General features: G+C 38.1%; 24 protein-coding genes. 10 read left to right on the top strand and 14 right to left on the bottom strand.

The window, feature by feature from the left end; genetic code table 11:
• Nucleotides 1-72: 72 nt before the first annotated feature.
• From queG to NSQ14_RS14545, 3 genes are all read right to left on the bottom strand, one after another.
• On the bottom strand, nucleotides 73-1,197 hold the full coding sequence (queG, locus tag NSQ14_RS14535; protein ID WP_328187332.1) for a tRNA epoxyqueuosine(34) reductase QueG: 1,125 nt from the start codon (nucleotides 1,195-1,197) through the stop codon (nucleotides 73-75).
• Between the two features lie 374 nt (nucleotides 1,198-1,571).
• Nucleotides 1,572-2,291 carry a 3D domain-containing protein gene (locus NSQ14_RS14540; protein WP_034772095.1) on the bottom strand — a complete coding sequence of 240 codons (720 nt, stop codon included), beginning with the start codon at nucleotides 2,289-2,291 and terminating at the stop codon, nucleotides 1,572-1,574.
• A gap of 128 nt (nucleotides 2,292-2,419) precedes the next feature.
• Nucleotides 2,420-2,743 (bottom strand): YuiB family protein, encoded by a 324-nt coding sequence (locus NSQ14_RS14545; RefSeq protein WP_095141638.1) that lies wholly within the window; start codon nucleotides 2,741-2,743, stop codon nucleotides 2,420-2,422.
• Nucleotides 2,744-3,047: 304 nt separating this feature from the next.
• Between NSQ14_RS14545 and NSQ14_RS14550 the strand changes: the two genes are divergently transcribed.
• Nucleotides 3,048-4,043, top strand: coding sequence for an NAD(P)/FAD-dependent oxidoreductase (locus tag NSQ14_RS14550; protein WP_034772096.1), 996 nt, complete (start codon nucleotides 3,048-3,050; stop codon nucleotides 4,041-4,043).
• 350 nt (nucleotides 4,044-4,393) lie between these two features.
• Here NSQ14_RS14550 and NSQ14_RS14555 read toward each other — a convergent pair whose 3' ends face one another.
• The gene (locus tag NSQ14_RS14555; RefSeq protein ID WP_034772098.1) at nucleotides 4,394-4,756 is read right to left on the bottom strand and encodes a HesB/IscA family protein; all 363 of its coding nucleotides are present in this window, start codon (nucleotides 4,754-4,756) and stop codon (nucleotides 4,394-4,396) included.
• 325 nt (nucleotides 4,757-5,081) lie between these two features.
• On the opposite strand from NSQ14_RS14555, the gene NSQ14_RS14560 reads away from it, so the two are divergent.
• Complete coding sequence (locus tag NSQ14_RS14560; RefSeq protein WP_034772100.1) at nucleotides 5,082-6,149, top strand: NAD(P)/FAD-dependent oxidoreductase; 1,068 nt, start codon at nucleotides 5,082-5,084, stop codon at nucleotides 6,147-6,149.
• A gap of 94 nt (nucleotides 6,150-6,243) precedes the next feature.
• Here NSQ14_RS14560 and NSQ14_RS14565 read toward each other — a convergent pair whose 3' ends face one another.
• Nucleotides 6,244-6,567: a YuzD family protein gene (locus tag NSQ14_RS14565; RefSeq protein WP_034772101.1), complete on the bottom strand. Its 324-nt coding sequence runs from the start codon at nucleotides 6,565-6,567 to the stop codon at nucleotides 6,244-6,246.
• A gap of 285 nt (nucleotides 6,568-6,852) precedes the next feature.
• On the opposite strand from NSQ14_RS14565, the gene NSQ14_RS14570 reads away from it, so the two are divergent.
• Entirely contained in the window at nucleotides 6,853-7,083 is a 231-nt protein-coding gene (locus NSQ14_RS14570; RefSeq protein WP_034772103.1) for a NifU family protein, read from the top strand.
• A 71-nt stretch (nucleotides 7,084-7,154) separates the two neighbouring features.
• On the opposite strand, the gene NSQ14_RS14575 is transcribed toward NSQ14_RS14570, so the two are convergent.
• Both NSQ14_RS14575 and yutH read right to left on the bottom strand, forming a co-directional pair.
• The gene (locus tag NSQ14_RS14575) at nucleotides 7,155-8,144 is read right to left on the bottom strand and encodes a 2-hydroxyacid dehydrogenase (protein ID WP_041903540.1); all 990 of its coding nucleotides are present in this window, start codon (nucleotides 8,142-8,144) and stop codon (nucleotides 7,155-7,157) included.
• A 96-nt stretch (nucleotides 8,145-8,240) separates the two neighbouring features.
• Nucleotides 8,241-9,242, bottom strand: coding sequence for a spore coat putative kinase YutH (gene yutH, locus NSQ14_RS14580; protein ID WP_095141631.1), 1,002 nt, complete (start codon nucleotides 9,240-9,242; stop codon nucleotides 8,241-8,243).
• 140 nt (nucleotides 9,243-9,382) lie between these two features.
• Here yutH and NSQ14_RS14585 point away from each other — a divergent pair, with 140 nt between their 5' ends.
• Entirely contained in the window at nucleotides 9,383-9,886 is a 504-nt protein-coding gene (locus tag NSQ14_RS14585) for a phosphatidylglycerophosphatase A (protein ID WP_346206482.1), read from the top strand.
• Between the two features lie 93 nt (nucleotides 9,887-9,979).
• Here the strand turns inward: NSQ14_RS14585 and NSQ14_RS14590 are convergent, their stop codons facing one another.
• From NSQ14_RS14590 to NSQ14_RS14600, 3 genes are all read right to left on the bottom strand, one after another.
• A complete protein-coding gene (locus tag NSQ14_RS14590; RefSeq protein WP_346216523.1) occupies nucleotides 9,980-10,744 on the bottom strand; it encodes a TIGR01457 family HAD-type hydrolase in 765 nt (254 codons plus the stop codon).
• Between the two features lie 165 nt (nucleotides 10,745-10,909).
• Entirely contained in the window at nucleotides 10,910-11,350 is a 441-nt protein-coding gene (locus NSQ14_RS14595; RefSeq protein WP_034772115.1) for a DUF86 domain-containing protein, read from the bottom strand.
• 85 nt (nucleotides 11,351-11,435) lie between these two features.
• Nucleotides 11,436-11,711 carry a YutD family protein gene (locus tag NSQ14_RS14600; RefSeq protein ID WP_041903542.1) on the bottom strand — a complete coding sequence of 92 codons (276 nt, stop codon included), beginning with the start codon at nucleotides 11,709-11,711 and terminating at the stop codon, nucleotides 11,436-11,438.
• 182 nt (nucleotides 11,712-11,893) lie between these two features.
• Between NSQ14_RS14600 and NSQ14_RS14605 the strand changes: the two genes are divergently transcribed.
• The 6 genes from NSQ14_RS14605 to NSQ14_RS14630 all read left to right on the top strand — a co-directional run bounded on the left by NSQ14_RS14605 (nucleotide 11,894) and on the right by NSQ14_RS14630 (nucleotide 17,860).
• Complete coding sequence (locus NSQ14_RS14605) at nucleotides 11,894-12,874, top strand: M23 family metallopeptidase (RefSeq protein WP_375293574.1); 981 nt, start codon at nucleotides 11,894-11,896, stop codon at nucleotides 12,872-12,874.
• Between the two features lie 293 nt (nucleotides 12,875-13,167).
• Nucleotides 13,168-14,367, top strand: a complete 1,200-nt coding sequence (locus NSQ14_RS14610; RefSeq protein ID WP_346216524.1) for an ABC transporter substrate-binding protein — start codon at nucleotides 13,168-13,170, stop codon at nucleotides 14,365-14,367.
• A gap of 165 nt (nucleotides 14,368-14,532) precedes the next feature.
• Nucleotides 14,533-15,411: a branched-chain amino acid ABC transporter permease gene (locus tag NSQ14_RS14615; RefSeq protein ID WP_034772121.1), complete on the top strand. Its 879-nt coding sequence runs from the start codon at nucleotides 14,533-14,535 to the stop codon at nucleotides 15,409-15,411.
• Between the two features lie 11 nt (nucleotides 15,412-15,422).
• Nucleotides 15,423-16,382, top strand: coding sequence for a branched-chain amino acid ABC transporter permease (locus NSQ14_RS14620; RefSeq protein ID WP_192878687.1), 960 nt, complete (start codon nucleotides 15,423-15,425; stop codon nucleotides 16,380-16,382).
• Nucleotides 16,363-17,160, top strand: a complete 798-nt coding sequence (locus NSQ14_RS14625; RefSeq protein WP_176458904.1) for an ABC transporter ATP-binding protein — start codon at nucleotides 16,363-16,365, stop codon at nucleotides 17,158-17,160. Before NSQ14_RS14620 ends, NSQ14_RS14625 begins: the two co-directional genes overlap by 20 nt.
• The gene (locus tag NSQ14_RS14630; RefSeq protein WP_326973673.1) at nucleotides 17,153-17,860 is read left to right on the top strand and encodes an ABC transporter ATP-binding protein; all 708 of its coding nucleotides are present in this window, start codon (nucleotides 17,153-17,155) and stop codon (nucleotides 17,858-17,860) included. Before NSQ14_RS14625 ends, NSQ14_RS14630 begins: the two co-directional genes overlap by 8 nt.
• Before the next feature lie 165 nt (nucleotides 17,861-18,025).
• Here NSQ14_RS14630 and yunB read toward each other — a convergent pair whose 3' ends face one another.
• The 4 genes from yunB to NSQ14_RS14650 form a co-directional block, all read right to left on the bottom strand.
• On the bottom strand, nucleotides 18,026-18,865 hold the full coding sequence (gene yunB, locus NSQ14_RS14635; RefSeq protein WP_251241948.1) for a sporulation protein YunB: 840 nt from the start codon (nucleotides 18,863-18,865) through the stop codon (nucleotides 18,026-18,028).
• A gap of 70 nt (nucleotides 18,866-18,935) precedes the next feature.
• The gene (locus NSQ14_RS14640; protein ID WP_041903546.1) at nucleotides 18,936-19,235 is read right to left on the bottom strand and encodes a YunC family protein; all 300 of its coding nucleotides are present in this window, start codon (nucleotides 19,233-19,235) and stop codon (nucleotides 18,936-18,938) included.
• Nucleotides 19,236-19,297: 62 nt separating this feature from the next.
• Entirely contained in the window at nucleotides 19,298-20,683 is a 1,386-nt protein-coding gene (locus NSQ14_RS14645; RefSeq protein ID WP_326973632.1) for a bifunctional UDP-sugar hydrolase/5'-nucleotidase, read from the bottom strand.
• A gap of 246 nt (nucleotides 20,684-20,929) precedes the next feature.
• A complete protein-coding gene (locus NSQ14_RS14650) occupies nucleotides 20,930-22,099 on the bottom strand; it encodes a phosphoglycerate dehydrogenase (RefSeq protein WP_326973633.1) in 1,170 nt (389 codons plus the stop codon).
• Between the last annotated feature and the right edge of the window lie 9 nt (nucleotides 22,100-22,108).

Here is a 22,108-nt window from a genome sequence, read left to right on the forward strand (position 1 = left end):
AACACACACTCCTTTAATTAAGTGTATGTTCCACCTTCGTATTCGGTGTGATGCAAAAATTGGGCATTTTAATTATTCGGCAAGTGCCACTTCAATTTCCCGCAATACATCTTCATCCTTTTCCTCGATTTTTGCCTTCGTAAGTATTTGTTTCGCTTTTTCTGTCCCAATTTTACCTAATGCCCAAGCAGCTGTTCCCCGAATGACCGGTCGCGGATCGTTACGAATAACATCGCTTAACTCATCAATCGCCGTTTCATCTTTAAAATGACCGAGTGCAATGATCGCATTTCGCTGAATCGGCTTTTTCCCACGCCAAGCACCGGAAACACGGCCATATTTTTCTTTAAATTCTTTGTTGCTTATCTTTAGCAGTGGTTTAAGCAATGGTTTTGCCACTTCCGGCTCCGGTTCAAATTCTTCGTGAAAATGGAAATCTTTACCTTTGTTATAAGGACAAACGATTTGACATGTATCACAGCCATATAATCGATTCCCAATCACGCTACGATATTCGTCCGGTAAAAAATCTTTCGTTTGCGTTAAATAGGAGATACAAATTTTTGCATTTATTTGCCCCGGTTGGACTAACGCACCGGTCGGACAAGCTTCTATACATTTATTGCATGTTCCGCACATATTTTCTATCGGCGTATCCGGCTCAAAAGGAATATTTGTAATCATTTCACCCAAATAAACGAATGATCCATACTCCGGCGTAATGATGGCACAATTTTTCCCGCTCCAACCGATACCTGCTCGTTCCGCAACTGCCCGGTCAGATAATTCACCGGTATCGACCATTGATTTGCATCGGGCATCAGGCATCTTACTGTAAATGAATTGTTCCAGTTTGCTTAAGCGATCACGTAATACAAGGTGATAATCTTCTCCCCAAGAAGCGCGGGCAAATAAACCTCGCCGCTCACCCTTTGTCCCGCGAACATGCTTATTCATTTTCGTTGGATAGGCCAGAGCAATGGAAATGATCGATTGGGGATTGTCAAAAAGAAGGGCAGGATTCGTTCGCTTATCAATATCTGACTCTTCAAACCCGGACTGGTAATTCAATTCTTGCTGACGGATAAGTCTTGCTTTTAATGTTGTAAAAGGGGCTGCCGTGGCAAAACCAATTTTATCAATTCCAATGGATATTGCGTAGTCGATAATTTCTTTTTTCAAAGCTTGCGTTTCCAAAACGGCCTTTCCTCCCTTCAATAAATATCCCGTATTTAATCAATAACCATTTTATCTATTTTATCATTGTTATATAGTGCACTTAAAGATAGTAAAAAACGCAATGCTTCGTTCTTTCCGAAACGAAACACTGCGTTAGTCATATGTATGGAGCGGGTGATGCGAATAAAAACCACAACACCTTCTTGATAAGAAAAAGTTGTTCAATAAATAACAACGAATAATAATATACCACCCTTTCCGTCATTTGTCTACACCATTCGTCAAAAAATGTATAGGAAAAAATTACCTGTCTACTTTCGCAACTATTACAAAAAAATGCCCTCACCGATTATCAGAAGGATCGATAAAAAGAACAAATAGTTAAGAGCGTTCTATTCTTTTTTGCTTAATGAATATTGACTGCGAAACACTTGCATCGCTTCATTTTCGTTCAATTGTTCAAGTTCTGCTGCTGTCAGCGATCCATTCCCTCTTTTAACGACATAAACATTAACTTCTCGTTTTCCCCATTCACTATATACATCTTCTACAGTTTCAAAATATAAATCAATTTTATTCCCTCTGATGGCTCCACCTTTATCCGCCACAACGCCAAACCCGTAGCCTGGAATAAACAAAATTGTACCAATGGGGAAAACATTCAAGTCAGCCGCAATCGTGGAATATAGGTCCCTTTTTACTTTCACTCCGGAGTACGTAATTCCATAAGAAGGATCATTAGGATTTTTCCCGGTCGACTCATATCCTGCTGTATATCCGGTCGCAATGACTGAATGACTTGGATATTCTGCTTCCCAATTAAATGCTTCCTCTAAACTTGGAACTTTTCCTTGAATTTCTTCACTTGATGAAATTTTTGTTGCTGAAGTTGTAGCAACCTTCAAAGATTTTAATTGTAAATTGATAGACTTGAAAGAATGTAACATTTTATTTGTATTTCTTTTTTTGTCAGATGCTTTTTCATAATTATATTTATGGTCTGGTAATGTTTCAGCCTTTACTCCGGATACAGTCTGGAAAGTAATTAGCAGTGCAATAGTAAACAAAATGACCATGATAATCCGTTTGGACCATGTTTTTATTTTTACCATATTTTTCACTCCTCTCGTGTCTATTTCTTTCCCAAAGAAGAAAAAAATATTCACAAAGAGGAGAAATTCTTATTCTATTTTTATGAAAATATTAAAAATATACATTAATTAAAACAATTTACCGACAACTAAAACATCCGATAACCTCTTTTTCGTAACGCTTTCATTGTAAACCCGGCTAAAATTGTGCCTGCTAGACCACTTAATAATACAGTAATGTCAGCAGGAGCCAATGAACGTAAATTGGTTCCTAAGGTTTGAAAAGCTTCTTCAGGTTCACGAAAATAGGTGATAAAAGGGATATTATCTACAATAAAAATAACAACAATTGGATATATGCAAGTCATAATCCATGTCATCCGCAAAAGCATATTTAATATAAAACCAATTCCGAAAAACAAAACGAAAAATAACAGGATTGAAATCATTAATTGAATGATTGAGAATGGCAAGGTTTCCCTCCCCCCTTCTTGTTCCATATAACGGAAAACGATTGGCATGATGGTCATGGATTCACGTTAAGGTAAAAGACCATCTTGATTAACATAAAAGTCGTTTCCGTCATCTTTTTTTCTGAACTTTAACATTACCCTTTACTCAGTTTACTAAAGCAAAAAATATTTCGTCAATTATCAAAGCTTTGAAATGAACAAACGGCCTGCGCAGTTCTTTTTTTTACAAACTTTAGAAGTGAATCTTTCGGAATTGCTAAAACTTATGATAAAATATTTGTGAATGTTAATTGGAGGGATACCTTTGAAAGAAGATACACAAGTTTATGATATAACGATAATCGGTGGCGGCCCGACCGGGTTATTTACCGCTTTTTACGGTGGCATGCGAAAAGCAACCGTTAAAATAATAGAAAGTTTGCCGCAATTAGGCGGTCAATTAACGGCGCTATATCCGGAAAAATTCATTTACGATGTGGCAGGTTTTCCAAAAATCCGAGCTCGGGAGTTGGTAGATAATTTACAGGAACAAATTAAATTGTTCGAACCTACCGTCTGTCTGGATCAATCCGTTGAAAAACTGGAAAAACAAGAAGATGGCATTTTTAAGTTAACAACAAATCAGGAAATTCATTATACAAAGACGGTTATTATTACGGCAGGCAACGGGGCTTTCCAACCGCGAAAACTGGAATTAGAAAATGCCAGAGATTACGAAGGGAAAAATTTACATTATTTTATAAACGACATGAATTATTTTCAAAATAAAAAAGTAGTCATCTTTGGCGGCGGTGATTCTGCAGTAGATTGGGCACTTATGCTTGAGCCGATTGCCGAAAAAGTGACGATTGTCCATCGTCGCGATAAATTTCGAGCTCATGAACATACCGTCGAAAACATGCGTAATTCGAATGTTGAAATAAAAACGCCTTTTGTTCCGGTCGAATTGATTGGTGACGGGGAAAACATCAATCAAGTCAAAATCCAAGTCGTCAAACAGGAAGAAACCGAAATCATTGATGTCGATGATGTGATTGTCAACTATGGATTTGTTTCATCTTTGGGTCCAATCAAGGAATGGGGCTTGAATATTGAAAAAAATTCAATTGTCGTCAATTCGAAAATGGAAACCAATATCGAGGGTGTCTATGCATGCGGTGATATTTGTACGTATGACGGGAAAGTGAAATTGATTGCAACCGGATTTGGAGAAGCCCCGATAGCGGTAAGCAATGCAAAAAAATATATCGATCCAAGTGCAAGAATTCAACCTATGCACAGTACTTCCTTATTTGAGTAATGAAAAAAAACTCCTCTTCGAACATTTACCGAAGAGGAGTTTTTTTCTTTTAGTATAAGAAAGTATAAAAATACAAGCAATTAACTTGGGATTAGTTTTATTGTCTAGCTACGAGCCCCAGCGACTAGCAAACTTCACTCCCCTCCACTACGATAAGTCAACATCGGCTCGTCCCTCGCCGTGTTTCCTTTTCCTCGAAAAAGCTAATCGCTTTTTCTTCGTGCGATGTCTATTCGAGGAAGCAAATCTGTTCTCATTGCGGGGCGCTCCAGTTTGTACGTCGCTAAGCGGGCGCTCTGCGCTTTTCTTTTCCCAACCATTTATTCGTATCCCGATTTGTCATCTTAATGTTAACAATCACCGGGTGCTCCGGCATTTGTTGCGGTACGGAAAGATGAGCCGCATCCGCAAGTGGCAATTGCGTTCGGATTATCAATCGTAAAGCCGCCTCCGAGGAGAGACTGTTTATAATCTATTTTTGTTCCTTGTAAGATGGCAGCATCTGTTTTCTCAACAAGAACTTTTATACCATGTTGTTCAAACTCAATATCCGTTTCTTTCACTGTATGTTCCAAAGTCATCCCATAGGATAAACCACTGCAGCCGCCGCCTTTAACAAAAACACGTAAATACGCATCTTGTTCATTATTTTGTTCCATCATGTCTTTTACTTGGTATGCGGCAGATTCCGATAAAAAAATCACATTTTCCATTTTGAAACCTCCTTCATGTATCAAGGATGTTTTTCCTTTTTTAACTATACTTTTAGTATAAACATTCTTGCTGTAATTCACAACGAAATGGAATTGATTATTTCACAATGTTTTTTCGTGTTCCGGGTCGGTTTCCTATCCAATTTGTTGTGAACCCGCTAAAATAGTAAATATCGGTTGTATATTTCTTATCATTCAAATATAATTTTATTGAATATGTTTTTCAGAAATGAAAGGGGATTCACTTCCAATTTTATAATATTAGAAAAATAAAAGTTTAACAAAAATTGAGGAGTAACTAGAATCAAACAAAGGGGAAAATACCATGAAAAAACTTGTCATTTTAGGCGGCGGTTACGGTGGAATGCGGATTATGCAAAAACTTTTCCAAAGCGGAGTTCCAGAAGACATTAAAATCGTGCTAGTGGATAAAGCACCTTATCACTGTTTTAAAACCGAATTTTATGCCCTGGCAGCCGGGACTATCCCGGATAACCACATTCGGGTAGCATTTCCGAATCACCCGCAACTGGAATTTATTAATGATGAAGTGAGTCATATCGATTTGCAAAACAACCGAGTTGAATTGCAAAACCATGAAGCAATTATTTACGATGATCTTATTATTGGATTAGGCTGTGAAGATAAGTACCATGATATTCCGGGGGCCGATCAGTATACGTACGGAATCCAATCCATTGAAGCAACGAGACAGACAAATAATGCGTTAAATAATTTGCCTAGAAGTTCAAGAGTGGCGATTGTCGGTGCCGGATTAAGCGGAGTAGAAATTGCCAGTGAGCTTCATGAATCAAGACCTGATTTAAAAATATTTTTGTTTGATCGTGGCAAAATGGTTCTCTCAAAGTTTCCGGAGAAGTTGAGTAAATATGTCAACGATTGGTTTCAAGACCATGGAGTCACCATTGTCAACTATGCAAATATCACAAAAGTGGAAGAAGGCATTTTATATAATCATGATGAACCAATGAAATTTGATTGTATTGTTTGGACAGCAGGGATTCGCCCAAATAAAGTTGTTCGCGAACTTGATGTTGAAAAGGACGAATCCGGGAGAGTTGTTTTGACACCTTATCATAATATTCCCGGAAATGAACATGTTTACGTAGTCGGTGACTGTGCAAGCTTGCCGTTTGCACCGAGTGCCCAACTTGCAGAAGCACAAGGCGACCAAATTGCTCAAGTATTATTAAAAAGATGGAATGGGGAAGATTTGCCGGATGAGTTGCCGGAAATAAAATTGAAAGGGATTCTTGGTTCGTTAGGGAAAAAACAAGGATTCGGTCTCGTCGCTGAGCGTCCATTGACCGGACGTGTAGCAAGACTATTAAAATCCGGGATTCTCTGGCTGTATAAATTTCACAACGGTTGAAAATATAGTAGACAATTTCCTCGATTTGAGGAAATTGTCTTAATTATTATAAACATACATTGTTTGCCGGGATAAACCTTTTTTAAAGTCCAGCTTACTTATATCCGTATTTTTCCATTTCTGCGTAAATTACCTTTAAATTTGGATTCCCTTCCGCCACGATTTGATTACCAATGACGACAACCGGGTAAAACAAATCTTCCTCAATTACCTTTTCGGCGAATTGCCGCTTTTCCTCATCATCAGGCGGATTCATAATATCGACATAATCAATCACAAATGGTTGATTCGGATATTTTCTTGAAATTGCAGCCTGCAGCCATTCATACGTATCTTTTGATGATGGCAGATTAACACAACTTGCACAAATTTGTTCCGCACCATAAATGGTAATGACAACCGGATTGAAAATTTCCATAGGTATTCTCCTTTCTCCCTTACATTTTACAATCATCTCAAACAATGACAATGAGTACAATTTTTTAACCACTAAAAGTAAAATTTCCCAGATTCTAAGTAGTTGAAAATTTTAGGACTTAAGGTTAAGCCCACAAGGAAGCTGCGAAAGATCCATTTACAGCCGATTTCACTGAACCATGCATCAAGGGTCAAAAAAATTAGACCTGGGATTCTTTACAAAACTAACAAATGGATTTTTCTCTCTATCCTTATTATAATAGGATTTAGAAAGGAGTGCGATGGAATGCCTGAATTAAAAGAACAAGTCCAAGAGGTTTTAGATAAACTGCGTCCGTTTCTTCTCCGTGACGGCGGGGATTGTGAACTTGTTGATGTGGAAGATGGCGTTGTTAAATTGCGGTTACTTGGTGCTTGTGGAACATGCCCAAGTTCGACTATTACATTGAAGGCGGGTATTGAACGGGCATTATTTGAAGAAGTCCCGGGTGTTGTAGAAGTTGAACAAGTGTTTTAAATTGATTATAGGGCGGGGGATCTTTACCCCAGCCCTTTTTTCTCAGCGTAACGCATGGAATAAATTTTCAATCATTTAGCTAAAAACACTGCTTCATTCACTATACTAATCGGCTTTTCATTTTTCAAAATCAACTCGATATTCCGGCAACAAAGCTTCATCATTGCTGTTCGTGTTTCAATTGATGCACTGCCGATATGCGGGAGAGCAACTACATTTTTCATTTTTAAAAAAGGATGTTGCGGATCAATCGGTTCTTTTTCAAATACATCAAGACCCGCTCCGGCAATTTCTCCTTCTCTAAGTGCCAACAGTAAATCTTCTTCTATCACTACCGCACCTCTGGCCACATTGATAAAAAATGCCGTTTTTTTCATTTTTCGAAATACGTCTTTGGTGAACATTCCTCTTGTTTCTTCCGTCAGCGGGGTTAAACAAACAACATAATCGGACTCAGTTACAAGATCAGGAAAAGAGCGATAGTGAACCCCTAATGCTTTTTCAACATCCATTTTCCGATGACGATTATGGTATAAAACGTTCATATCAAAGCCTAATGCCCGTTTTGCCAAAGCTTCACCGATCTTCCCCATGCCAACAATTCCAATTGTTTTATGATGGATATCCGTACCTGCCATAAATAGCGGGCTCCAACTTTTCCACTCTCCACTTTTTACCAATTCTACGGACTCAGCTAAACGTCTCCCCACCATTAATAATAAGGAAAAGGCCAAATCAGCAGTCGTATCGGTTAAAACATCGGGTGTATGGCAAACAGCGATTCCGTATTTTGTGGCAAGTTCAATATCAATATTGTCATAGCCGACCGCCAAGTTTGCAATTACTTTCAATTTTTCGCCTGCTTGAAAAATTTCTTCATCAATACGGTCAGATAACATCGTTAACAGTGCGTCCGCTTTCTTCGTTTCCTGCAATAATATTTCCCGTGGAACCGGTTCTTCTTCTTTTTCCCACATGCCAACATCGGCAAATGTACAAAGATTATTAATTATCTCTTCCGGCAGTTTTCTTGTTATGTATATATACGGTTTCGATGACATAACTAACCCTCCAAAACTTCAATCTATTCTACTGCCATTATTATATCATAAAAATAAAGTGAAATTTCCATCCGTGGGGGTTTTTCCCACGGATGGTTAGTTGAACCAATCGAGCTTTGGTAATTGAAGTGAACGATGAGGAGCTCCGGCCATATCATAAAAATGAGCCAGGAAACGTTCATAATCACCGGATTGATTGAGAATTTTCTTTATTTCTCCTGTCATGCTATTGTCAAAATTATCTGCCAAACGGGCGTAATACAATTCAATACATTGAAAGTAGTGAATTGGCAAAACTAAACGGGAATACAGTAACCGCCAAGCAAAAGGAGATAAAGACGTCTGTGTTTCGTAATCTTGAATAAATTTTTGAATTGGTTTCTGGACCATTTGCGGCTGGCTGAAATACACATGCCGAATCCATTCTGCAATATCCCGCACCGGGTGATCAACAATCCAATCAAAAGGATCTTTCAAAATGATCGGATCTGTCCAAGTATCCATGGTAAATCGTTCATGGCAAACGGTCGCAACATCAAAACCGGCCGGTTGCTCATCGATCGTCGTATCTACAAAATATTGAATGGCATTTTCAGTCATCCCGGCATAATAAGGAAAAGAATCAATAAAAAGTCGTTCAAAGTCATTATTCGGTTGATTCATTACGTTCTGTTGCCATATTTTTTCTAGCCGATCAATGCGGCTTTCCCATAACTCTTTCCATTTACCAAGCCGATTTAGTACATCTTTTTCTGACCGAAAATATTTCCCATGGTTATGAAAGTAAGCCAACCGCCTGCCCGGAAATTGATATCGTTTATTTCGCCATTGCTCTAACTTTAAAACAATATAATAATTTTCATCCAGCTGTTTAACAAATCTCCCGTCCGTGGCAGCGAAAAAAGCAGGAACAAACTTTTCGCCATTTTGCCGAAGATAATTTGTCATTTCATAGCGAACCTGTAATTCTTCCTGCTCCTGTTCATATACTTTTATCAAAATATAAATATGATGACCATCATAATAAGCATCATATTGGCGGATTTTAAAAGATTGACCCGGGAAAATGCCAAACTCCTGTTGCAAGAACTGAATCATGCGCTGTTCCCCTTTTTAACATTTTTTTAAAATCATTGTTATAATTAATATTATGATGGATTTACCAAATATATTTTCTTTTACCTAACTATACATATCAGGTATTGTTTCAAATTAATGAATAAGGACTGGTGAATGATATGAATGAACAATCAAATATGTTTCCACAAATAGGAGATATTGCAAAAAAAGCGTTGGAAGATCGGGGTGTAACCATTAAAAATATTGCGGAATTAGTCTATTTTCTACAAAAGGGCTATCATCCTGAATTACAATTACAAGACTGTATTGAAAACGTTGAAGCTGTATTGAAAAAAAGGGAAGTGCAAAATGCGGTGATTACCGGGGTTCAATTAGATGTTCTTGCAGAAAAAGGATTATTGGAAGAACCACTGTTGTCAATTGTTAAAACGGATGAAGGTCTTTATGGAGTGGATGAAATTTTGGCATTTTCGATTGTGAACGTCTATGGTTCAATCGGTTTTACGAATTATGGTTATATTGACAAATTAAAACCGGGAATTTTGAAGTATTTGAACGATAAATCAACAGGGAAAGTTAATACGTTTTTAGATGATCTTGTTGGGGCGATTGCTGCCGCAGCGTCCAGCCGTCTTGCCCACAGAGCAGCGAATGTAGAGTAACATACATTCCAAATTGACAGAAATAGCGGCAGTTCAAAATATGTGGTAAAATGTTAAAAAATCCCTTTTTTAGGGATTTTTTAACATCTCCAATCAAAACTCCCATTCATCCAGTGAATCAATTGAATAGGTCGGTTGTTCACGGAATTCCTTCAATTTCTCTTTACTCGTTACACCGGTATGAACGATTAACGTGTCAAGACCGGTACGAATCCCTGCAGCAATATCCGTATCGTAATTGTCACCAACCATCAACGTTTCCGTCTTATCCGAACCGATTACTTTTAAAGCTTGTTCAATAATAATCGTTTCCGGCTTTCCGATGAAAATTGGTTGTACTTGCGTTGAAGTACTAATTAAAGCCGTCAGCGCACCATTACCGGGCATCAATCCGCGTTCTGTCGGCAAAGCAATATCACCGTTTGTCGAAATAAACTTGGCACCATTACGTATAGCCAGGCAAGCTACCGCTAATTTTTCATACGTAATTTCGCGATCAAGACCGACAACGACAACATCGGCATTTTCTCCGGCGAAACGAAATCCTTTTTCTTCCAAGGCGGTTTGAAGTCCTTCTTCTCCAATATAATAAACCGTTGCATTTTTATCTATTTCTTCTATGTAATTAGCAGTTGCCATACTTGTCGTAAATACTTGCTCTTTTGTTGCAGGAATATCAAAGGATCTCAATTTCTCCGCGACTTGTTCCGGCGTCCTTGTTGAATTATTCGTTACGAACAAATAGGAAACGTTATGCTTCACTAAACGTTGAACAAATCTGCCTGCCGCTTCAATTTTTTCTGATCCCCGATACATCGTTCCATCTAAATCAATCAAATAACCTTGATACTTTTTCATTCGTTCTCCTTTCAATGTTTACGAACCTATGTTCGAAAATAAAATTCGTTTAGCAAACCGGTTTACCATGAAAATAAACCTTTTTTATTGTGTTTGGTGGAGGTATGATGTTGACCGCCCTGTTTGTTATGATTTTCTAATGACCAATTTTCAGCTTTCCTTTTTTCACTTACTTTTAAATGCAGATACCGGTCCCAGTTCTTTTGCTAAGTATGTTCTGACATGGGTTGGAAAATCTATAAAGGCCTGCAAATTTTCGTTTACAAGCCGATACAGTTCTTCATGATCAATGGATGTGAAAAAGAGAACTAAACTTTTTCTAAAAGGAATTAGTTTTTTCAGCTGTTCCCCATCTTTTTCGCCAATTACCTGCTCGTCCAAAAGGATATCAATAATATCCTCATAACTTCCCGGATCACGCATAATAAAACCGTCGATAAGGCTGTTACCGACATCGATGACGGATTCTAACATCATTTGGGCCACCCGCTCCAGTGCCGCTTTTTGCACTTGGTTTTCAATCTGATCCAATTGATTAAAAATGTTGATTTGTCCTTCTAAAAAGGTAAGGGTATCTTCAATTTTTTCCCGATCGACAAAAAACATGATGGGTCATCTCCTTTTATAACAACAGCTCATTTGATTACGATCTTCTTTTATGTTGAAAGAATCAATCGTTTTAAAACTTTAATTACTTGTCCACTTTTTTTAAAACAAAATAGGGACAGCCAAAATTGCAATATTCATAAAGATATTCCGATAATGTACTAATTTTCGTATCAAAGGTTGCTTTTTGATTCTGGTCATCAAAAAAACCTTTTAGCCTTAATTGACCATATCCCCAGTCACCAACAATATAATCATAGCGACTTAGTATCTCACTGTATCGTTCACGAAAAGCTTGTTCATTAAACCCGTTTTTTCTTTCTTCCACCAATTCATAACAAAAATTGTAGATACAAACCATATGTATATCACCCTCATCTTTGACAAAGCCTATAAAATGATTATACCCCATTTTTCGTGTTCAATCACTAATATCGTTTGCTTAGAAAACACACTGTTTTTACCAAAATATATCAATCATGAATGTTCAATCGGATGCAAAAATTAGCATTATACAATTGGGAGGTGTAGTATTTGCGCAATATTATACATATAATCACAATCTGCTTTCTCCTCACCTTATTTTATCCCGGAAATGTTTTCGCTGCCGATTCGGAAAGAGAGGAATTATATCAAAGGCGAATGGTGCTTTATAAAAAGATCGAAAGCGTTACTTTTATACCTTGGTATTATTTAGCTGCCATCGATCAATATGAAAGAAATATTCGCTCAGTCCGGAAAGATTTACCGAAGCCAACCGGATTAACGGGGATTTATATTCCGGCTGAAAAGTGGTGCGGTCTTCTCAATCCGGATCAAGAAGATACGAATCCTCTAAGTATAAAAATTTTTGGCGGGATTGGTCAGGATGGTAATGGTGACGGCAAAGCGGAAAGAACAAATGATGAAGATGTTTTATATACCATGGCCAATTACTTATTGAATTTCGGAACAGATGAAGACCATATTAAAATAGGGCTTTGGGAGTATTATAAACGAGATAAAACGGTAGGAATAATAGTCAGTTTTGCAAAAATGTATCATACCTGGCAAACGTTAAATTTGGAGGAACATCACTTTCCTCTCCCGATTCGGGCAAACTTTAGTTATCGTGATACATGGGGAGATGCCAGGGGTTGGGGCGGCCGACGGATTCATGAAGGAACAGATATTTTTGCCGATTATGGCGTTAATGTCTATTCAACCTGTTACGGTGTGATTGAAATGAAAGGTTGGAATAAATATGGAGGCTGGCGACTCGGGATTCGTGATATAAACAATACGTATCATTATTTTGCCCATTTGAACGGATTTGCAAAAGATTTAAAGTTAGGCGATATGGTAAAACCGGGGCAATTAATCGGCAGTGTCGGAAGTTCCGGATATGGACCACCGGGCACAGCGGGGAAATTCCCCCCGCATCTTCACTATGGAATGTATAAAGATAACGGAAAAACCGAATGGTCTTTTGATCCATTTCCACACTTAAAACGATGGGAAAGAGAGACAAAAAACAAAAAATAATTATTTTTACAGAATATTTATATAAGACTACAGTTATCAGATACTGTAGTTTTTTTCTATTAATGGAATATTTCCTTCCTTAAAAAATATACCCACTTCAGATAAATATTTTTATTTTTAAAAAACAACTGGACGAAATGAAGTTTATGATTTACAATATCTATATATTGATATAATTATATTTTTATTCACTCACTTCTGACAATTATCTGTTGCTAGATCTACTTGGATTAAATCTAGTAATCTAACATTATTTGTCAGAATTATCACTGAATTATAAAAGGGGGATATGTATGAAAAGTAGTATTAAGAAAATTTTGGTAGCCTCTACATTGTTTGCCGGTGTATTGGCCGGTTGTTCCGGGGGGCAAAATTCTTCCGGTGGTAATTCCGGTGGTGGTGATGCCAAAGGAGATACGATAAAAATTGGCGCAAACCTTGAGTTATCAGGAGAAGTAGCTTCCTACGGTCAATCGATTTCTGAAGGCATGGAATTAGCAATTGAAGAAATCAACGATAGCGGTGGTGTAGACGGCAAAAAAATAAAAGTGGTTAAAGTGGATAATAAATCTGACAACGCTGAGGCTGCCAGTGCTGCTACCCGCTTAACAAGCCAAGAAAATGTACTGGCTATTATCGGTGCGGCAACCAGTGGGAATACGATTGCACAAGCACAAATCGCAAATGATACGAAAACAATCTTGTTATCACCATCCGGAACGGCTCCAAATGTTACTGAAAATGAAGATGGTTCCATTAATGAGTATGTGTTCCGTACGTCTTATATTGATCCGTTCCAAGGTACGGTAGCTGCAAACTTTGCCGCAAAGGAATTAGGTGTAAAAACGGCTGCTATTTATAGTGACAGTGCCAGTGACTATGCAAAGGGTCTGGCTGCCGCATTTAAAGAAACATTCCAGAAGGCCGGCGGAAAAATCGTTGCCGAGGAATCTTATGTAGCCGGTGATACAGATTTCCGTTCCACTTTAACTCGGATTAAATCTGCCAATCCGGAATTCGTATTTATTCCCGGCTATTATGAAGAAGTTGGATTAATTGTTAAACAAGCCCGTGAATCAGGTGTGACTGTGCCGTTAATGGGCGCTGATGGTTGGGATTCACCGACACTTGTTGATTTGGCCGGTAAAGATGCGTTAAACAATACATTTATTACCAACCACTATTCAGCTCAAGACCCGGATACAAAGATCCAGGAATTCGTAACAAAATTTAAAGAAAAATATAAAGATAAATCACCTGACGCATTTAACGCATTAGGTTATGATTCTGTTTATCTATTAGTGGATGCAATTAATCGTGCAGGAAGCTTAGATCGGGAAGCCGTTAAGGATGCGTTGGCAGAAACAAAAGACATTTCACTTGTAACCGGTGTTGTTACGATCGATAAAAAGCATAATCCGATAAAATCTGCAACCATTTTGGAATATGTGGACGGAGAGCAAAAATTTAAAGTAAAAGTTGATCCGGAATAAAGGTGAGACGACTTTTCACGCACAGCAAAATGGGAGGTCTTTTCCTCCCTTTTTCCAGTTAAGCAAACAAGTAATTAATATAGGAAGTGCAGCTTAATAACTGCAACTGCAACTTTGACCTTTTTCCGATTAAGCCAACATGTACTTATATAGGGAGTGAACATAATGGAATGGATACAGCAGATTGTTAACGGCATATCACTCGGTAGTATTTACGCATTGATTGCTCTCGGTTATACGATGGTATATGGAATTATTAAATTAATTAACTTTGCTCATGGCGATGTATTCATGATTGGCTCATTTGTCGGCTTTTTCGCAATTACCGGCTGGAACCTCGGTTTCTTTCCCGCCTTATTATTATCGATGACGGTTTGTGCAATTCTCGGGGTTATTATCGAGCGGGTTGCTTATAAACGGTTAAGAAACTCAACTAGAATTGCCGCCTTAATTACCGCAATCGGTGTTTCTTTGTTGATTGAATACGTAGTCATCTACTTCCGTGGAGCCCAACCGGAAGCTTATCCGAAAGAAATTTTGCCTGCTAAATCATTTGAACTGTTTGGAGCGAAAATCGACAGTCAATCGCTTTATATATTACTAATTACAATTGTCCTAATGGTTCTCCTTCAATTTATTGTTCATCGTACCAAAATCGGCAAAGCTATGCGAGCAGTGAGTCATGATCAAGATGCTGCCCAGCTTATGGGAATAAATGTAGATACAACCATTTCCGCAACATTTGCCATCGGTTCTGCCTTGGCCGGTGCCGCCGGAGTCATATTCGGACTATATTATATTAAAATTGATCCTTTAATGGGGATTATCCCGGGATTAAAAGCTTTTATCGCAGCTGTATTGGGTGGAATCGGGATTATTCCCGGCGCCATGGTCGGCGGTTTCATCCTTGGAATTGTGGAAGTTATCGTCAGTGCCTTTGGTTTTTCCTCATGGCGAGACGCCGCAGCTTTCATTATCCTAATCCTGATTCTCATTTTTAGACCATCCGGCATCTTTGGAAAAAATACGCGGGAGAAAGTGTAGGTGAAATGGATATGAAAAAGAGTAAAAGCTTTTTTCTCATGTTCGGGCTTGCGGTTGTGATCTATTCCGTTATTCAATTTTTATTATATAACGGAATATTAAACCCGTTTTATGAAAATACATTGATTACCATATTAATTAATATTATGCTGGCAGTCAGCCTCCATCTGGTCATCGGGATTACCGGTCAGTTTTCCATCGGTCATGCCGGATTTTTGGCGATTGGCGCTTATATTGCCGCTATATTTACGATGAAATTACAAATGCCGTTTATTGTGGCTCTCATTGCGGCAGGTCTTGCGGCAGCCATTGCCGGACTGATTGTCGGTATTCCCAGCCTGCGTTTACGAGGAGACTACTTGGCCATCGCCACATTAGGTTTTGCTGAAATTATTCGCATTGTCTTCTTGAACTGGGATTTTGTCGGTGGTGCCCGAGGAATGATGATCACCCGGATGACAGATTGGACCATTGCCTTTATTTGTACCATTCTCACCATACTTGTGATCGCCAATTTTACAAATTCCCGACACGGACGAGCCTGTATTTCCATCCGCGAAGATGAAATAGCCGCTGATGCAATGGGAATTAATACGACATACTATAAAGTCATTGCCTTTGTACTCGGTTCCTTTTTTGCCGGTATTGCAGGCGGATTGTATTCCCATAATTTTTATATTATCCAGCCGGGTAACTTCGGATTTCTTAAGTCCTTTGATATTTTAATTTTTGTTGTTTTAGGTGGTCTAGGCAGTATGTCCGGTGCTGTCATTTCCGCAATTTTATTAACCATTATTTCAACATTTTTACAAGAATATTCAGAAACAAGGATGATTATTTACAGCCTTGTCCTAATTATTGTTATGTTATACCGACCACAAGGGTTAATGGGGACAAAAGAAATTACCCAACTTTTTCAAAAGAAAAAGAGTTTCAAAGGGGGCAAACAATATGGTCATTTCGAAAGCTGAGCCTCTTCTCGATGTTCAAAATCTCGGTATCCGCTTTGGCGGTTTGAAAGCTGTATCTGACTTCAATATGACCATTAACCAAGGAGAATTGTTAGGTTTAATCGGTCCGAACGGTGCCGGAAAGACGACAATTTTCAACCTGTTAACAGGCGTCTATGCCCCAACAGAGGGTCAAATTATTTTTACCGGTAAAAAAATTAGTGGACTTCCGCCTTTTAAAGTAACAAGAAAAGGAATTAGTCGTACGTTCCAAAATATCCGTTTGTTTAAAGAATTATCCGTTTTGGACAATGTAAAGATTGCCTATCATCCTTTGGCGACACATAGTATTTTCAGTTCCATATTGCGCCTTCCTTCCCATTTTATAAACGAAAAGGAAATGGAAGAAAAAGCAATTGGGTTTTTAAAAATTTTCGGACTTGATCATTTAAAAGATGAAAAAGCAAAAAATCTTCCTTACGGGGGGCAGAGACGATTGGAAATTGCCCGGGCACTGGCCGCTGATCCTAAGCTGTTATTATTGGATGAACCTGCAGCCGGAATGAACCCGCAGGAAACGAAAGAATTGATGGAACTTATCGCTTTTATCCGAGAAAAATTTAATTTAACGATTCTGCTTATTGAGCACGACATGAAACTGGTTATGGGAATTTGTGAAAGAATTTTTGTACTCGACCACGGTCAATTAATTGCCCAAGGGTTACCTGAAGAAATTCGTAAACATCCAAAGGTTATTGAAGCATATTTAGGTGAAGAGGTTGGTGAAGACCATGCTTAAAGTGGAAGGGATTGATGTTTTTTACGGCAATATTCAAGCGTTGAAAAATGTTTCGTTAACCGTGGAAGAAAAAGAAATTGTAACCCTAATTGGGGCAAATGGAGCAGGAAAAACAACGCTTTTAAAAACATTATCCGGATTATTGCGACCAACTGCCGGAACAATACATTATTTAGGTGAATCCATTCGTGTAAAACCCGTTCAATCGATTGTGAAAGCCGGAATTTCCCATGTTCCCGAGGGGCGAAGAGTTTTTGCCAATATGACTGTGGAGGAAAACCTTGACCTCGGCGCTTATTTACGGAAGGATAAAAAGGGAATAAAACAAGATTTGGACAAGGTATTTTCGTTGTTTCCAATATTGCATGAACGGCGGAACCAATTATCCGGAACTTTATCCGGCGGGGAACAGCAAATGCTGGCAATCGGTCGTGCGCTTATGGCAAAACCAAAATTACTGTTGCTGGATGAACCGTCCATGGGCTTGGCTCCACTTTTAGTAAAACAAATTTTCAACATTATCCAAGAAATTAATAAGGACGGAACGACAATTTTGCTTGTGGAACAGAATGCACATATGGCCCTTTCCATCGCAAACCGGGCTTATGTTATCGAAACCGGTTCCGTTGTTTTATCCGGGAATGCATCAGAAATGCAAAACAGCGAAAAAGTAAAAGAAGCCTACTTGGGCGGAATATAAATAAATGGCTTGGACCGGGGAAGTTTTTTCCTCGGTCCTTTATCGTCTACATATCAAAATAAAGATGATAATGTAGCGCACATTTCTCGTTAAATAATTCTTATCGATCAAAAAATTTCTAGTCTTTCGTTATTCGAAGTGAGTAACTAAAACGGCAAGATCCCTTTATTCCTTTTTATCCTTTTTTTCCTTCTCCTCAGGCAACACAATCGAAGGCGTCAGTTGTCCGCCTCCGCTATTATAAAACTGCGGGACATCACCTTTCATTTCACCTGAAGCTAATAGCACATTTCGCTCAATCATTTTCATTTCCGATGTAAATGGAACAAGCATTTGAATGCCGACTTTAATATGGAGGCGGATTTCAAACCATGTACTATTAATTTGATGTTCTTTTGTCGTTGTCTCAATATTCGATTCAATATCACCGATCGCTTTAAATTCAACCGGAATATCAGGTCCTAAATTTGCCAATAAAATATGATCTGTAATTCTACCAAAAGGAACCTTAAATTGAATCCCACCCGCAGCACTTGGTTCAACTTCTTTAATTTCCCCATCTGTCGCAAGGGCCGGCGAAAACCCATCCATATGCTCCATTGAATTAATATTTTTTAAAATTTGATTTGTGATCCGATTTGCTGTATCTTCTATTTTTCCCATATTAAAAGAAGTTAATGTTGAATTGCCGTACGGATCTACTTTAATAATGTCATTTAAATCGAGTCCGTTATCAATTTCTTGCCTGATTGATTTATTTATAATATATGTAGCCAAATTGATTGATTGTGATTCTGCGTACGCCATAAGTGTTGGCTTTAAGGCACTGTTGACTATCCATAATCCCAGTGATGTTGATAATAGAAAAAAGACAAAGGACAGTAAAACAACATAGCGAAACGGGAGTGGTTTCGGTTTTATCGGTTTATAAGGTTTATATACTTTATATGGCCTAAATGTTCGAAAAAACAGAGAACGTCGTGGATATCGGCGAAATTTTACCAATAATAAATCCCCCCTTACAAATTATACTTATGCTTGTAAAGGGGGATTTAACGCTTATCTTTAAAATATTTTACATGAATAGTAGTGCTTCTTTCCCAATCATTCCCTTTTTAATTCCCCGGCTTTCCGCTTCCTCTGTTACAGATTCCAGTGGCGCATTTAACAATTCATCAATCGTTTTAACACCAACTGCTCTGGCGGCGATGATTTTCCGATCCTTTAAACGGTTATTAAGCAAGTGAACATCTAAAGCACCACACATAATATAACCTTTCTCACTTGTAACAGCCAATAATGTTGTTTTTGGCAACTTTACGACAACCGCAATAAAAATCCGATTTTCTATTGTTAAAGGTTTGATATCAATCATTTTATTCGCCCCTTTCCATATTACATTATGAAAATAGGGACGATATGTGCAGATATGACCGGTTAGTATTCGCTCTTTACCGGATAATTACACTTTAGTTTCCATCTGAGCAGGTCTCTTAAAAATTCCGGTAAGTAATATTTTTTCTCAGCCCGGGTTATTTCCGGATAAAAGCGGGCAAATGTAAACATATCCAGCGTGGCAACCGTATAATTTCGCTCCATTTGAAGGTCTTCGCCATTAATTTGGATTTTTATCGCTGATCCTTGGCCGCTGATTTCAATTTGATCATAAATGATTTTCCCAAAAATACTCCCGCGAAAACCAAATCCTTTAATTTCTAAAGTTGTATATTTATCATCTACCGTTTGGACGATGACTTCTTTTAATTCAGCACCGGTTAATCGCACAGTACACGGGTTAATCGGATGCGGACAGATCCGATGAATATCATAATCGGTCACTATGCCCGGACCTAAATGATCTAACAGAACACCTGCATTGAGAAAGGAACAATCTGCCTCGCACCATTCTGTTAAGGACGCACATAACAATTGATTCAATTCAGTATGATGAAACCAGTCTGTTTCCAGTTTTTTTGGCAAATAGGCAACCGGATTAGACAGAAGTTCCTTTCCTTCTTCAATCAATCTTTGGTCAAAATTTTCTTCCTGATCTTCTTTATCCAAATTTCTTGACGGGATTAGTTCAGCCCTTTTTTTGATCGTTTTCTTTTCATGATTTAGCAATAATTCTACTTTACCTAAGTTTAAGCCAAATTTACCGGTACAACATAATAAACAACCATTAACCCATTTTCCTTCAGGCAAAATATGATGAGTATGCGCACCTAAAATAACATCGACTTGTGGAAATTGTTCGGCAATCCTTTCATCATCAGACAGACCTAAATGGGATAGTATGATTAAAACATCCACTTTTTCCCGCACAATCGGAATCCACTTTTCCAACTCTGCAAATGGATTCGTTACCACCCAGTCCAGTGGTTCATAAAAATTAGTAAAGTTAATCGTCACACCAATGACACCGATTTTCGTTTTCTGCAAGGTTTCATAAATGGTATATGGTTTCGCCCAATGTGGTCTGTTACCTTCATTATCATATAAGTTGGCGACAATGCAATCAAATTGTGCTTCATCATAAAGGTGGAGTAAATCTTGATGTGATAAGGTAATGCCTTCATTATTGCCAATGGTAACAGCATGAAATCCAACGTCATTGAGCAGGCGAACATTCCCTTTCCCTAAAGTTGCTTCTGTAAATGGGTGGAACCGGTCTAAGTGGTCACCGATATCAAATAAAAACATTGACTCATGCAACTCTTTATGGATTTGCTTTTGCTTTAATAGTTTTTGGCGGATTCTTGGCCAATATTGAAAATGACTGTGTAAGTCATTCGTATGATAAATTATAATCTTTTCATTCATCTTATGTCCCTCAATGTTTAGCAATTTTTGAGGCTGAAAGAGGCCCGCTCTTACTTAAATTCTATCATTTTAGTATGTGAATATCCACCTCGTACATGTTTAGGTAATTTGTATCATACAAAAAAGAGAAGGGTATTTCCAATTTACCGTTCGCATTCCCTTCCCTGCCGAAAACATATCCATTAAAAGCAATGATAAATTTATCTTTGCTTTTGCACCCTGCCGAAAAACCTATCCAAATTACAATTAAATAATCCTCACTTTTATCACACCATTTATTCGGCTAATATTTTCCGTTAGTTCATTCCGTACTTCGCTTGGAATACCATTATCAATATCAATCATCGTATAGGCAAATGCTCCTTTACTGCCATTAACCATATTTGCAATATTGATCGAATGATTAGCAAGATAACTCGTAATTTGACCGACCATATTCGGTATGTTTTTATGAATAATCGAAAGTCTCTTATTCCCGACATACGGCATGCTGATGTTTGGGAAATTAACAGAGTTTTGAATATTGCCGGTTTCTAAATATTCCTTAATTTGGTTGGCAGCCATATAGGCACAATTTTCTTCGGCTTCCGTCGTTGAAGCACCTAAATGCGGAAGTGCGACAACATTTTTCATTTGTAAAATTCTTTCTGTCGGAAAATCGGTTATATAGCCGGCAATTTTCCTTTCTTGAAGAGCGATCTCCAAGTCGTCTTCGTTTACTAACTCACCCCGGGAAAAATTAAAAATATGCACATGATTTTGCATGATTTCGAAAGCATTTTGGTTAAGCATCCCTTTTGTTTCTGATGTCAAAGGCACATGGATGGTAATGTAGTCACATGATTGGAAAATTTCATTGACACTTTCCGCTCTCTTTATATTTCGCGATAATTGCCAAGCTGCATTAACCGAAATGAACGGGTCATAAACCATAACCTCCATTCCTAATGCATGTGCATCATTAGCAACAAGTACGCCAACTTTTCCAACACCAATCACACCAAGTTTCTTCCCGGAAATCTCCGTTCCTACAAATTGCTTTTTCCCGTTTTCAACAAGCTTTGGAACATTTTCTCCCTCACCAATTAATGATTTCGTCCAGCTTACTGCTTCCACTAAATGCCTGGAAGTTGCTATTAAACTCATAAGTAATAATTCTTTCACCGCATTGGCATTGGCACCGGGCGTATTAAAGACCACTATCCCTTCCTCTGTCAAACGATCAACAGGAATATTATTTACACCGGCACCTGCCCGGGCAATTGCCTTGACAGATTCGGGAATCACTTCTTCATGTAAGTTATAGCTACGTAATAAAATCGCATCCGGATAATCACTTGCATTTATTTCATAGTTATCTGTAAAAACATCAAGACCTCTTTTGGCAATTGAATTATATGTGCGGATGGAATACATGCTTTCAAC

The sequence above is a fragment of the Caldifermentibacillus hisashii genome (assembly GCF_039654145.1).
Lineage (GTDB): Bacteria > Bacillota > Bacilli > Bacillales > Caldibacillaceae > Caldifermentibacillus > Caldifermentibacillus hisashii.